Below are 14,340 nucleotides of genomic sequence, written 5' to 3'. Positions count from 1 at the left end.
CCTAAGAATAGGTATTCGATATTGGCAATAAAAAGAAATTCAACTTCATCAACTCGTTATTCAAGAACAGAACATTCACACGAGATTCGTACTTTGCACTATTACTTCAAATTTTGCGTAAGTCCGATAAGGCATCTTTACTATAAAAATGATAAATACTGATTCTACTTATTTTAGTGAAAGAAAATAGAGTTGATGAACGCGATAAAGTTCATTTAATTACAAGTCGACCATCTTAAAATTAGAAAGAAAACTACTTTTATCGTGGCATACTTCACATTAAATATTCGCTCAGGAAATAGGCATGTCAAATCACTACTTCATTCAATCTGTTTTTCTTCCCTTGTTGTTCAGCTTTTCGTGTCTGCTACCCGCTTTTGCGCAAGACGCGCTACCGCCCAATGTCGACAGCTTGATCAAAAAAACTGGGCTAAAGAATACACAATTACATTTACAAATTATTCCTGCTCACGACGGCGACGCGGTCCTCAGTCATCAGGCAGAAAAACTCGTTAGCCCAGCATCGACCTTAAAAATACTGACCTCATTTATTGCGCTAGATCAGCTCGGCCCTAATTTCCGCTGGAAGACCCAGGTATTCAGTGATGCCCCAATTCAGGCACAACAGCTAAAAGGGAATCTGTATTTAAAAGGTGGCGGTGATCCTAATTTCACTTGGGACAAATTAAGTCAAATGCTAAGAAATCTGCGCCAACAAGGTTTGCGCGAGATCCAAGGTGACATCATCTTAGACCGCAGCTATTTTCAACCCATGCGTCCAGAGTTGAATGCACCGATCTTTGATGAAAACCCCGATGCCTATTACAACGTGATACCAGATGCCTTGCTCATCCATAGCAATATCAGCGCGTTCAACCTGACTTCTGATAGTAACAACATCGACATCAAGCTCACCACACCACAAGACAAAGTCAGCTTGATCAACCAAATGAAGCGGAGTAATGCACCATGCAATGAATGGAAAAATGGCTGGGTCACACCACAAGTGAAGGCGCTAGACAATCAACAAATTGAACTCACCATCAACGGTAGTTTTCCGAAAAATTGCCAGGCAAATGTCTATCTGAATTTATTAGAGCGCAATCTTTTCATCGGCAGTTTAATCCGCGCTCTGTGGCGTGAATTGGGTGGTGATTGGCAAGGAAAAATTATTGATGGCAGCGTTCCAGTAAGCGCCAAATTATTACTACAAAAAGATTCCGAAACCTTAGCTGACACATTACGCATCATCAATAAATTTTCAGATAACGCGATGACACGGATTGCATTTTTGACGCTGGGTGCAGAATCAAATCTAGCTAAAAATTTTGCAGATACCAGTCAAGCCGCCAATGCCGTGGTGCGTGAATGGTTTGCAAAACGCGGCATTTCAGATCAAGGATTATTGATAGAAAATGGTTCTGGCTTATCACGCATCGATAGAATCTCGGCATCACAATTAGCACAAATTTTACGCGTCGCGGCCAATAGCAATTGGTACCCAGAATTTGCCAGCAGCTTACCGATTGTTGGAATTGACGGCAGCATGCGCAATCGCTTAAAAAACAGTAGCGCAGAAGCCAGAGCCAGAATTAAAACGGGCTATCTGAAAAATGTCATGGCGATTGCTGGCTATGTACGTGATAGCCAACAAAAAGACTGGATCGTGGTTGCCATTATGAATACCGACGAGTCCGCTGCCACGAAAGCGAAAGTGGTATTAGACGAAATTATTAATTGGCTGGCAGGCGGCAGGCAATAAATCCAAATCAGAAGTTCGTGTAAGCAGCCTTAGCACCAGCGAGCGAAATGTAGCAGCACTTAAATTTATTCGTGGTCAACAAATTTAATCATGTAAAATTTTGATTTTATTTTTAACTTGGTTTTTAACTTAGTTTTTAACTTCGTTTTCAATTTTTTGATCGAAATTAACATGAAACTGTCCGGCACCACTTTTCGCAATTGTTTACGCGCACTTTTGTTTTCGCTATGCCTAGGAACTTCCGCGGCATCGTTTGCCTCGACAGTCACACTCACTCCTTCAAAGGCACTGGCTTGCTTGAGTTTATTGCCTGGTGCGCCAAGTCAAGTGAACTACCCAGAATTACGTTTACAACGCAAAGAAGAAGCCAAAGTTCAAGTCGAATTAGAATTTAAAGATGCCGAATCGCCGCCAAAAATAAAAGTATTAAGCGCTATGGTGTACCAAGATTTTATCGATGCGATAGAAGCGCAAGCACAATTCTTACGTGTTCCATGCATGACAGCTGAACAAGCGCCAGTGCGATTACAACAATCGTACAACTTTAGCTTGCTCGGCAATCGTGTGGTAAAAGTGAGCTTAGCGATTGATGTAGAAGATCGCAAGCGCAAAGAAATGCTTAGCTGCCTGGTGCATCAAGACCCGGGCAGCAAACCGAATTATCCTGTTGAATCAAGAAGACGGGGCGAAGAAGGTGTGGTGATCGTCAACATGCGTTTCGTTTCACCAGACCAAGCACCGATCACCGAAGTATTGCCGAGCACTCGGAACCGACAATTAAGACAATCTGTGGCTGGCTATGTAGAAGGCTTGCGTATGCCGTGCTTGCAAGATTCCGTCGTCGATACATTTGTCGCCTACAAATTTTTATTGCGAAATAATGATAGAACCATATTGCGCGATATGGACTTGATTGATTTCCTCAGGAATGCCAAAGATCTAAAAACACCAGTTGAATTCAATTTCAACCAAATGTCCTGCCCTTTTGATGTCAAATTAAGCTACTTTCGCCCATACAAAGACAATATTTTGAATGAGCTGGATAACACTAATGCAGCTCGCTTGCCCTTCTTCAAATGGCTGGCACAAACAGAGCTCAATATCACCAATACGCAACTCTCAAACGTTCTAAGTGACAGCATGGTCATTCATGTTCCTTGCGGTCAATTGCAACTTTAGGACGAGTCATTATTTGAATCATTATTGGAATCATTGCTGCTTATTTATTTTCCATTTGATGCTGAAGTAGTACCTGATTATTCGCTAGCGAATCTTCAAACGACTATGCTTCGTCAGCCCATTTGACAGCTGATACCAAAGAATATGCGATTGATCTGATTCCACAATAGGAAAGCTGTAAGCTGCATTACAGTCAGGACTTACATCTGATTGCATTAATAATTAGCAAAGTGAAGGAAATCGTATGTTGAGTTTTTTAATTTGGATTGTCGTTTTTATTTTATGCTGGCCACTAGCGCTTTTAGCCTTGCTGCTGTATCCATTGGTATGGCTCGTGTTATTGCCATTTAGACTGATCGGCATTACGGTCGATGCGGTATTTGAATTATTGCGGGCAATCTTGTTTTTACCCGCTCGCATACTTGGTTACAAACCAAATTAACTTGGTGGTACAACGGCGAATGGCTTACGGCAGAATTAATCTATTCATCGATTCGTCTCGATGACGAATATTATGCATGTGCAGAATTGAAGGTATCTTGCAGTTCATCGCACCAATCCTCGGCGTCTTCTGCGCTAATTCCAAGAAACTGGCAAACCATTTCTCCGCCTTTATACCATTCAGATGGACGCTCTTGTCCTTCGTATTTTTGAATCGCATATTCGGCTAAAGCACAGAGCGCAATCAATCCACGCACACTATCTTCTGTGGCAGTATCCTCTAAGGTTTTGTAATCGTGGTGCAGTAAAATCGCGGTCGATACTTGCTCTGGCAAACCCCAAGTACGCGCCATCAAGGAACCAATCGAGGCATGATTCGTGATGTGGTGCTGATCTTCAATATCGGTTAATGCTAAATCAAATTCACTATTGGCTTTTTTCCAGGTGTCTGCATAACCAGGAAAACGCTCCATTAAAATCGGTACACCAATATCACAAAACAAACCAAAGGTATGCGCAACATCTGAAGAACACACTGGGGTACGTCTAACCATTGCACTCAATGCTTGTGCTCGCTTGCTAGAAAAATCCCAGAACTTACCCATCGAAGCAGCGCCACTACTAATTGATTGGCGTGCAATAATGCCTGTCATCAAAATACCGGTTTGTGTGGTACCTATCAAACTGACTGCATGGTCAACTGACTGTGCTTTTAAGCGCAAGCCAAAAAATGGGGAATTGGTTAACTTTAAAAGCGATGCAGCCAAAGCGACGTCGTTAGCGATAATTTTCGCCATACCTTTCGCGCTTGGTTCCTCTTTATTTAATTCCTTTTGCAAATCAACCAGCAAACTTGGGCGCGGCGGAATACGGATCGTCTTTAACAGATTATCGACCGCTTGTTTGTCGTTTACCACCGGTTGAATTTGTTGATTCATTTTATAGTGAGTTTTTAAATTGTCGCAGGCATAGCGAGTGCTCAGTATTAGACATTATTTCCACTTGGAAATCAATTCTAACAAGCACTGCAAACACAAAATTTTATTTAATTGGTATGGAAATTTGTCTATCCACAGGCACAGCAGTAACACTGTTTTGCGGTGAACCTTCGATTAATTTATCTGAATAGGTCAAATAAATCAGTGCGTTCCGCTGCACATCCACCATACGAACGATGCGTAATTTTTTAAACAGTATCGATAAACTTTGATTAAAGACCTCTTCTTGCTGCTTTAATGGTTTATCAAAACTGATGGGGCCAACTTGATGACAAGAAATCGAGGCTTCCGCTTTATCTTCTGCCAAACCTAAACCACCTTTAATTCCTCCTGTCTTTGCACGCGACACATAGCAAGTAACACCTTTGACCTTAGGATCGTCATAAGCTTCCACCACAATTTTATGATCGGGGCCAATGAACTTGAATACCGTATCGACACTGCCAATTTTTTGCGCATGTGCCATGCCAGAACCAAACAACAAAGCGGCGATGATGAGTAATTTTGAGGCGTGCATTTTTTCACTTTCAAGATGATGAGAAATAACACAGCAACTGTACACCTGTTTTTGTTTTGCTTAAACACGCAAATCCATGCGCGAATCTAGCCCTTGGACTTCGCGAGTCTTTTCCTGCTACAATCTTGCCCCATGTTCCCTTCCTTCCTTTTCCATCGCATACGCCGCGCTAACAAGCTCGTAATCGCTGTGTTATTCCTGTACGGATTAACGCTCAGCATTGCGATGGCTGCGCCCATGGTCGAAGGAAAAGGTATGAGCATGGTGTGTACCACCACTGGCATCAAATTCGTGAATGAATCTGGCCAGATCGTTGACGGCAAATCCACCCAGCACACGATTGAATGTTCGCTCTGTGTACCGACCGGCATCACACCAACATTACCCTTGCCTGACGCGGTTGCACCAGTCCACACCTTATCTTACGCAACGCAATCTATACCAGCAGCACGCCTTGCTGCCATCGTTGCTGCACCTCTGCCCGCACGCGGGCCACCTTCATTCGCTTAATTCAAACCGATAAATCTTCATTTTTGTGCATAGAAAAGTGCACAACAATAGGATTGAACTCATCGCAAACTTGGCAATGCGTTGTTGATCTTGATCAAAAGCTTGTTGCTTAACTTATTGAATTCGCCTGTGGATGACGTTGATACCGTCACACCGCAGGTATTGAAGCTAGCGTCTATGAAAAACACTTTACGACCAGCCGTGATTGCTTGCGCGATCGCGGCCACCTTTCCTTACCTCTCAAGTTCTGCTTTTGCCAATGTGTTGGCAAAGCAAAAAGATGATCAACCAGAACATAAAACAAACATCGAACGCGTCTTCATCAAAGGTGATCGCCCGACCACATTACCAACCGAAATCCCAACAACGATTGAAGGCATCAGTGCGAAAGCCATAGAAAAAACCATCAATGCGATTGACGCGGAAGACGCGCTCAAGTACCTGTCAAGTTTATTGGTTCGCAAGCGTTATGTTGGTGATTACAATCACGCTGTATTAGCAACGCGCGCCTCTGGCACAGGCAATAGCGCGCGTTCGATGGTGTATGCAGACGGCATACTTTTATCCAACTTATTAGGAAATGGCGCGACTTTTACACCTCGCTGGGGTCTTGTTACACCTGAAGAAATTCAACGCGTCGATGTTTTGTACGGTCCATTTTCTGCGGCTTATTCTGGCAATTCAGTTGGTGCGGTTGTGGACTACGTGACCCGTATGCCAGAAAAATTTGAAGCGCATGTCAAGCTAGTTGGCTTTTCAGAAAATTTTCAAGAATACGGTACTGATAAAAAATTTAGTGGCAAGCAATTGAGTGGTAGCCTAGGTGATAAACAAGGCGCATTATCTTGGTGGGTGAATCTGAATCGTTTAGATAGCGATGGTCATCCAATTGCCTTCGCCAATAAATTACTCTCAGCCGGTGTTACAAGCACGGCGGGCACAGCCGTTACGGGTGCAATTCCTGGTAAGAATCCGCAAGGGCTTGACTGGTGGTTAGTCGCCGCAACAGGCCAATACCATACGATACAAGATCACGCCAAAATCAAATTAGCCTACGAAATAACACCAACGCTGCGCGCTAGCTATACTTTTGGCGCGTGGCGCAATGCGATGAATAGTAGTACAGAATCTTATTTACGTGATGCAGCTGGCAACCCTGTCTACAGCGGCGACGTCAATATCTCTGGTAAAAAATATACACTCAACCCTATTGATATTACGAATAGCAAAAGCCAAGCAGTCGATATTTCCAATAGCAAAAATCAAATCGAGCACCTCACGCATGGCTTGAATTTGAAAAGCAATACTAAGGGTGAATGGGATTGGGAATTAGCGGCCAGTTTGTATGACTATCGAAAAGATATAGTCCGCGCGCCCACCGTGGCCATTCCTTTAGCCAACTCCGGTGGTGCTGGTCGCATCACAGACGGCAGCGGTACAGGATGGAACACGCTGGCTGTGAAGGGAATCTGGCGTCCGAACGCTGAACACACGACAGAATTTGGCTACCAACGTGAAGCCTTCCAACTGCGTACACGCGTTTCTGATACCGCAAACTGGATCAATGGCGTGCCAAGCAAGCGCTTCTCGGCTTTCCAAGGTGATGCTGAGTTAAATAGTATTTATTTACAAGATGCATGGCGTATCAACGCCACCTGGAAAACCATTTTTGGTGGCCGATTTGAACAATGGTCGGCGCATGATGGTGCGATTTCGAATACGACTACCACCTTGGCATTTGCAGATCGTGACGAAAACTATTTCTCACCAAAAGTGGCCGTCGCGTTTCGTGCGAGTGATGATCTGACACTCAAAGCCTCACTCGGTCGGGCGGTGCGTATGCCAACGGTATCTGAGCTCTATCAAGGCACAGTATCAACCCAAACCATCGTCAACAACGACCCGAATCTCAAGCCTGAAAAATCGTGGACGAGTGAATGGAGTGCAGAACAATCATTGAACGATGGCAAAGGTTTATTGCGCACCACCTTCTTCCATGAAGACACGGTCGATGCAATGTACTCACAAACCAATACCTTGGTCACACCAAATATCACCAATATTCAAAACGTCGACAAAATTCGTACGAATGGTTTAGAGCTGGCCTATCAAAACAGTGATGTCGTCCTTACTGGACTAGACCTCGCTGCCAGTGTCACTTATGCCGATTCCAAAATCGGCAAAAATGACAAATTCCAAAAGAGTGTAGGCAAATGGCAGCCACGCGTTCCGCAATGGCGCGCCAATTTTGTCGCCAGCTATCGTGCCAATGACAAACTGACGACGACATTTGGCGTTCGCTACAGTGGCCGTCAATACGGTTCATTAGACAATAGCGACAACAACGCTTTCACTTACTTTGGTTTTTCTAGCTTCTTGGTCACTGACCTACGCGTACGCTATAAATTGGATAAACAATGGAGCGCCGCTATTGGTATCGATAATCTCAACAACAAAAAGTATTGGGCTTTCCATCCGTACACGCAACGTAGTGTTGTTGCTGAGTTGAAGTTCGATTATTAATTAAAGGCCAGATTGCGATTAGCTTGCACGATGAACTTGTACAACAGAACTTGAAAAGGACCTTAGCTGATGCGCGTAAACGTCCCCTCTCCCGCATGCGGGAGAGGGCTAGGGTGAGGGTGGTTCAGAAACCGCACTGCCATTTCACAAGACAAAGAAGTGAAAAGACAGCGTAGTTTAGATTTTTGAATAGCGTAAATCTAGTCTGACACACCCTCATCCCCGCCCCTTCTCCCGCTTGCGGGAGAAGGGAGTTACAAACTAAAGCGGTCAAAGAAATCATATATACCCTCTCCCGCATGCGGGAGAGGGCTAGGGTGAGGGTGGTTCAGAAACCGCACTGCCGTTTCACAAGACAAAGAAGTGAAAAGACAGCGTAGTTTAGATTTTTGAATATCGAAAATCTAGTCTGACACACCCTCATCCCCGCCCCTTCTCCCGCTTGCGGGAGAAGGGAGTTACCAGTATTGAGATCAAGTGGACTTGAACGCATGTGAATTACAGATTTACTCAAAAGAGATAAGGATTTTAAGATGGCTAGCAAATCAGTGTTATCCAACAAGCGTCGACAATTTCTGGCGATTAGCGTGGCTTTGGGTCTATCAGCATGTGACAAAAATGCCGTCAGCTTCAATAGCATCGACATCACCGGTGCAGACTATTGTCGAGACTTCAAACTCAGTGACAGTGATGGAAAAATCCGGAAACTAGCTGATTTCAAAGGTCGTTATGTCTTGGTGTTTTTTGGCTTTACCCAATGCCCTGACATTTGCCCGACGGCACTGGCACGCGCTGCGGCAGTGAAGCAAAAACTCGGTAAAGACGCTGATCAGTTACAAGTCATCTTTATCAGTATTGATCCCGAGCGCGACACCGCTGATTTAATGCGTGCTTATACCCAAAATTTTGATGCTAGTTTTCTTGGCCTGCGTGGCAACGCCGAGCAAACTAAACAAGTTGCCGATGAATTTAAAGTCTTCTATGCTAAGGTGACCACAGGCAGTAGCTACACCATGGATCACTCCACCTTGAGTTATCTATTCGATAAACAAGGCAAGATTCGATTGGCAATGCGGCACGAGCATAATGCAGATCAATTTGCCGCCGATATTCGTCAATTGATGAAACAAGCATCTTGAGTTTTTTAGTATTCGTTTTATAGCAAATCTATTTTTATGTAATCCCCACCACCGAAAGGAAAGACCATGAAACAAATCATCACTCCCCTCTTCGCTGCACTCAGCTTAACACTCGGTGCTGCTGCATTTTCTCAAGTTGCGGTAAAAGACCCATGGGTACGCGCCACGGTCGCTCAACAAAAAGCAACCGGTGCGTTTATGCAATTGACCGCAACACAAGACGTGAAACTGATCTCTGCAACTTCACCAGCTGCAAAAATGGTCGAAATTCACACCATGGAAATGGACAAAGACGTCATGAAAATGCGTCAAGTTATGAGCTTAGATTTACCAGCTGGCAAAACAGTCGAATTAAAACCTGGCAGCTACCACGTGATGTTGATGGGCTTAAATGCGCAAGTAAAAGAAGGCGATATCGTGCCATTGACTTTGACCGTTGAAGGCAAAGACAAAAAGACCCAAACCATTGAAGTCAAAGCAGTGGGCAAAGCGATGAATACCTCAGCACACAAAATGAATCACTAAGCAAGTCCAGTTGGTTTGCAATAAGCGGCAGGTCATTTGATGCGCCATTGATCAATGTTGTTTGAAAATTTCATCAACACCCTGCTGCGTTTTGCAACGGTCTTTGCGTAATTAGTGACGATGACTGGCTAGTGAATGTACCTGCGTAATTTAATACGGAAGCGATCTCAAAACCGATTTATCAATTGAGAAATGGCATACCAGCACGCGTGTCATTTCTTTACATCCTATTTTGTTCAGCATGTAAAAAATTAGCGCACTTTCAATATTGAAAATTGTTTGCTTGACGCTAGCAAAAGCCTTGATAGAATGACTATCTTTGTTGTTGACATTTTTCGCCAAAATTTTAATGCACTTGAAAATAGTAAAAATTGGAGATGGGCTAGTATTTATATCTGCTTGAGAGGAATTACATGATCAATGTGATGCCTCAGATTAAATTATTAGGCGACATTTTTTCACCTAAATCTAGCGAAAGTTCAAATAGCCACGATGGACGAATTGCCGACTAAAAAGGAGATTGAGGTAAACAAAGAACAAAGCACGGTAGGTGCGGTCGTGTTCTTAACACTCTACGTTGTGATTTCTGGCTTATTGATGTATTGGACCTGGAATACTGTTGATTCAAATGATCAAACGACAGACCTCAGTTACTTTCTCTTATTCTGGCTTCGGGAAATTATTTTCGGTGTATTGTTTATTGTCGGCGGTTTTTTAGTGGCAATAAGGTTTTTCCGAAAAATGTTCATGAAAGATATAAATGAACTTTAACAAATCTTTCGACTGGGACTCGCCTATGGCGACCTCGGCAACAATAACAACCTCGACGGCGTTCCCGTCAAATCTGCATAGGACATCACGATGACCGAATCTTTATTCTTATCCGAGCGTCATGCGAGCTCAAAGAAGACAGTTGTTCTAGTCGATGAAGGTGCGTCCGTTTGGTGCTACCTCACGGAGTCAGATGAAAGTCTTCCAATCGCAGATTGCTGGCTTCTAAATACTATTGAAGCGCCAGAGAATCTTGATGCCTTTGCGCAAGAAGAAAACGCTCCGCCAGCTACTCAGACTTTTGTAACTGATAATGCGCAGCGTGCGTTGCCAGTGACCGAAGCGATAAGGTTTCAATGGTCCGCGGATGGCGAATCGGTCGCCATCTATATTGAACAGGAATTGCTTGGATTTATCGCACATAACAACCGCCGAGGCTACAGCACAAATCTCCGAAAAGAGGGACCTTTTGGTTCGCCCCTCGACCATGATCTGTTTTCAACTTTATTCCGGTAGACCCGCTGATGTACAAAAAAAGTTGGGCCAAGTCATGATCTAGCACATTTCAAAAGCCATTAGTTTGTACTACCGAAAATCCAGACACACTGATATCTGCAACACTTAACTTCATTGCAAATTATCAAAGCACAAGCTAGCATCGGGCATCTTCTTTACGAGGTCGCCTTATGAAGCTTTTAATCAAGCCGCTTTCCTGTCTCGCACTTCTACTGGTAAGCCTAACGGCACACGGAGCTACGTGGGAAGAAACCGATGGCCAGTTTTTTATCAATGGTGATTTGAAGGCGGTTAAACGCATCCTCTCACAAGAAAAATACAGCGGTGATCAGCTTGCGCTTGCCTTTAACTTCGCTGCGGCCTCGGGTAATGTCGCGTTGACGCAGTACCTAGAAAGTTTAGGATGGATTAAAGCTTGCAAAAAGCTTCGTGATTGCCAGCCTATGCAATGGGCGAGTATGAATAATCCAAAACCGCAGATGGTGAATTGGTTACTGAGCAAAGGCTTCCAATCTGACCGCGGATCATTAGAATCGGCAGCGGTGCTCAATCTGCCTGATGACAGCACCGTTGCCAATAGCTTCACCGTCGTCAAAACTCATTGTGATAATGGCGTCAACCCGCTGATTAGCGCTAGCTATATGCATGAAGGCAAAAAGGTCATCGAGCCGCCGATTTTGGAAAGGCTCAGCGATAGACTCAACTCAGCAACACAAGACCAAGGCTATGCCCTACTCCATGCAAGAGCCCGTGCCGCCGAAGCCACAACGACCAGTTTCATCAAAGCAGGTCTATGCAAAAAAGGCGCGAAGCAAACGACGTGGTTTGATGATTATCTGAAGCTCATCGCCGCATCACGTGCGGGCGATACCGATCTCAGTAAAGCCAATGCATATATCGCCGCCAACATCAGCAAAGAATGGCGAATGATCGTCGAAAACTATCTGATGAGCGAAGCAATCGCGATCAAGGATGACGCACGAAGGTTGCCCCTGTTAAACGCTTATAAAGAAGGCACATGGTTAGGCCGTTGCCGCCCAACTCCACATTGCAGCGTCGTCGATGTCGCCGCCGAAATCGGCGCGGATAAAGCTAGTTTCGAATTCTTAGCAAAAGAAGGCTATCAACTTGATCGCCCCAATACTTCTGGCGTGACACCACTCGCCTACGCGACAGCCAACGCACAACTAGACACGGTTAAAAATCTCTGCGAATTCGGCGCGGATTTTCGGCAAACTACGAAGGTGGAAATCTACGAGCGATCAATCATGAGCATCGCTCGCAGAGCCTATAGCTACGCATGGTGCAGCGCGGTCATCAACGCACCGCTATCAAAAGCGGACAAAGACTCAGTACAGAATCGCTGCGAATATGAAGGTGGCTCAATCGGCAGCCCACAAACGGGTGTCAGCATTCCTGAATGCTTACCCGGCAAATCCTGCATGGGTATCGCCTTTCCACCGAAAGGAACCGATACACAAATCAAAGACCTGAAAGCACTAGCGGAGATATTTGATTATTTTAAAAGCGGCCAATGCAAAGCCCCCAATAAAGTGCTTAGTTGTAGCGCCAACACCAAACCTTACGCAGTCCTAATTGCAGATAAAGTACAACTACGCAGCGAGGCCGATGCAAGCAGCAACAAAGTCGAAACCCTACCATTCGGCACCATGCTCGAAGTCATTGACAGCAAGCGACCATGCGAAACAATCGCCGCTCGCGAAGGCCGTTGGATCAAAGTAAAAATCTATTCAATACCCTTACGATACAGAGAAGAATTCAATGAATTGCAGGGATGGATTTTTGATGCGTTTGTCGACTATTTGCCGAATTTGGAGCCTTGAGTTTTTGGGGCTGATGTTTGATGATTGACTCTGCGTGTGAGGACATCAATCGCAAATTGCAACATGTTGTGAAGATTTATTTAGTGCCGATCCAAAAATGAAAATTGTTTGCTTGACGCTACCACATGCCTTGATAGAATGACCGTCTTTGTTGCTGGCGCTTTTCATCAATTTTTTTGTGCAGCAAAAATTCAAAAAATTAGAGAAAATCGTTTATTCATGCAGGTTTGGAGGGTTTCATATGAAAAGCATTATGCGTCAAGGGTCTTTTTCACCCGTCATTTCACCGTCTTCATCTAGTTAGAGGCCTTATATCGTCATGTCACAAAGCACAGAAGCACTTATTGGGAAATTCATTAGCAATACCGTTGATGCTACTGGTCTACTGTATGAAAAAAGTTTGTTCGGGCATCTATTGGTACTCATGTATTCATCAATCGATTCAATGGGGCTCTTAGACTCGGCACCGGATGTAACCAGTGCATCAGGTCAAACTTTTAAAGACTGGGTAAAAAAATATATTCTTAACTCCTCCGTTTTGGAATTCAATGAAGTCGATTTTTGGGGGGCACGATGCGCTGTCTTGCACACATTCACTTCACAATCGGATCTGTCACGAAATGGAAAGGCCAGACAAATTCAATATTTTTCTGGCCCTAAAGATAGTCCAATGGGGCTCGCGTTTGTCGCAGCTACAAAAAATATTGACGATGGTGCACATGTTTCGGCGCATATTGAAGATACTTACCTTGCGTTCCTTGATGGACTCAAGAACTTCTACGTCGACCTAATAAATAAATGTAAAAGTAACTCTACATACGAGATTAGACTAAATCATGTATTGCAGAACTATTCATTTTGATGCCTCTAACATGACATTCGAAAATGACGCGCAAAATAGACGAATCACTTAAATTTATTGATCGGCCAGCGCGCCTTTCAATTCGGCGTTAGGTCTCAGAAATGCTCCGGGTACCCGTCCTTTGGCCGTCAACGCTTACGCCTGCAGAAGAGGTTGCATCAATCAAGGACTTGTACGCACACCTCGCAGGTCTCAAGTTCAGCGTCGAAGCATGGGATGCTGCGTTGCAGCTTTACCGCACGTCAAAGAGCCCACCTCCTCCAATCTCTCGTGCAATAGCCGATCGGTGGCGCTGGGTTGCCTGCCACGAGTGCGTACTAGAGTTGTATAATCTTCGAGCTCGATTGGAAAAGATTCAATCGGTCAGACTCCGTAATTGCCCGTCGGTACGCGCAACGGTGGATATGCCAAAGATTAAGAATGCGCGCAAAAGGCTAGACGAGTACTTTCCCGATATTGAGGCCTTGCGGCACGCCACCGCACATAAGGGTGAGAACGAAGCACATCCCGAAGTTCATGCGCCAGACGGGCTCTATGCACTCACTGGTTTCCTGGAACCCGACAGATTCAGCACACCGTACAAAGGCACGCAGCGCTATTTAAATATCACAGATCAGTCGTTTCAGAATATCGTTGACGTAGTAGCGGAATTTCTTAGTGCCTTCGAAACAACCGCGACTGAACTTGAGAGGCAGGGGCACCTCGAATGAGCCATACACCGAGGCGCCTAGCCCTTCAATTGTGAAAACGTCA

13 protein-coding genes are annotated in these 14,340 nt (G+C 44.6%); 11 read left to right on the top strand and 2 right to left on the bottom strand.

The window, feature by feature from the left end; genetic code table 11:
- The first annotated feature begins 304 nt into the window (after positions 1-304).
- The 3 genes from dacB to H8K33_RS00245 all read left to right on the top strand — a co-directional run bounded on the left by dacB (position 305) and on the right by H8K33_RS00245 (position 3,383).
- The gene (dacB, locus tag H8K33_RS00255; protein ID WP_186888988.1) at positions 305-1,762 is read left to right on the top strand and encodes a D-alanyl-D-alanine carboxypeptidase/D-alanyl-D-alanine endopeptidase; all 1,458 of its coding nucleotides are present in this window, start codon (positions 305-307) and stop codon (positions 1,760-1,762) included.
- Between the two features lie 171 nt (positions 1,763-1,933).
- A complete protein-coding gene (locus tag H8K33_RS00250; RefSeq protein ID WP_186888987.1) occupies positions 1,934-2,941 on the top strand; it encodes a hypothetical protein in 1,008 nt (335 codons plus the stop codon).
- A 244-nt stretch (positions 2,942-3,185) separates the two neighbouring features.
- Positions 3,186-3,383: a hypothetical protein gene (locus H8K33_RS00245; RefSeq protein WP_186888986.1), complete on the top strand. Its 198-nt coding sequence runs from the start codon at positions 3,186-3,188 to the stop codon at positions 3,381-3,383.
- 70 nt (positions 3,384-3,453) lie between these two features.
- Here H8K33_RS00245 and H8K33_RS00240 read toward each other — a convergent pair whose 3' ends face one another.
- Both H8K33_RS00240 and H8K33_RS00235 read right to left on the bottom strand, forming a co-directional pair.
- Positions 3,454-4,320 carry an HDOD domain-containing protein gene (locus H8K33_RS00240; protein ID WP_186888985.1) on the bottom strand — a complete coding sequence of 289 codons (867 nt, stop codon included), beginning with the start codon at positions 4,318-4,320 and terminating at the stop codon, positions 3,454-3,456.
- Between the two features lie 103 nt (positions 4,321-4,423).
- Positions 4,424-4,897: a CreA family protein gene (locus H8K33_RS00235; protein ID WP_186888984.1), complete on the bottom strand. Its 474-nt coding sequence runs from the start codon at positions 4,895-4,897 to the stop codon at positions 4,424-4,426.
- Positions 4,898-5,086: 189 nt separating this feature from the next.
- Here H8K33_RS00235 and H8K33_RS00230 point away from each other — a divergent pair, with 189 nt between their 5' ends.
- The 8 genes from H8K33_RS00230 (at position 5,087) to H8K33_RS00190 (ending at position 14,297) form a co-directional block, all read left to right on the top strand.
- A complete protein-coding gene (locus tag H8K33_RS00230; protein WP_222613230.1) occupies positions 5,087-5,407 on the top strand; it encodes a DUF2946 family protein in 321 nt (106 codons plus the stop codon).
- 177 nt (positions 5,408-5,584) lie between these two features.
- Positions 5,585-7,930, top strand: coding sequence for a TonB-dependent receptor (locus H8K33_RS00225; RefSeq protein ID WP_186889716.1), 2,346 nt, complete (start codon positions 5,585-5,587; stop codon positions 7,928-7,930).
- A gap of 533 nt (positions 7,931-8,463) precedes the next feature.
- On the top strand, positions 8,464-9,069 hold the full coding sequence (locus H8K33_RS00220) for an SCO family protein (protein WP_186888982.1): 606 nt from the start codon (positions 8,464-8,466) through the stop codon (positions 9,067-9,069).
- A 66-nt stretch (positions 9,070-9,135) separates the two neighbouring features.
- Complete coding sequence (locus H8K33_RS00215; RefSeq protein WP_186888981.1) at positions 9,136-9,594, top strand: copper chaperone PCu(A)C; 459 nt, start codon at positions 9,136-9,138, stop codon at positions 9,592-9,594.
- An 861-nt stretch (positions 9,595-10,455) separates the two neighbouring features.
- Entirely contained in the window at positions 10,456-10,881 is a 426-nt protein-coding gene (locus H8K33_RS00205) for a hypothetical protein (protein ID WP_186888979.1), read from the top strand.
- Between the two features lie 170 nt (positions 10,882-11,051).
- Complete coding sequence (locus H8K33_RS00200) at positions 11,052-12,725, top strand: SH3 domain-containing protein (protein ID WP_186888978.1); 1,674 nt, start codon at positions 11,052-11,054, stop codon at positions 12,723-12,725.
- Positions 12,726-13,044: 319 nt separating this feature from the next.
- Entirely contained in the window at positions 13,045-13,587 is a 543-nt protein-coding gene (locus H8K33_RS00195) for a hypothetical protein (protein ID WP_186888977.1), read from the top strand.
- A gap of 323 nt (positions 13,588-13,910) precedes the next feature.
- Positions 13,911-14,297, top strand: a complete 387-nt coding sequence (locus tag H8K33_RS00190) for a hypothetical protein (RefSeq protein WP_186888976.1) — start codon at positions 13,911-13,913, stop codon at positions 14,295-14,297.
- The last annotated feature ends 43 nt before the right edge of the window (positions 14,298-14,340 follow it).

This window comes from Affinundibacterium amnicola (assembly GCF_014284275.1).
GTDB lineage: Bacteria > Pseudomonadota > Gammaproteobacteria > Burkholderiales > Burkholderiaceae_D > Undibacterium > Undibacterium amnicola.
This window is presented reverse-complemented; position numbering and strand designations above follow the sequence as displayed.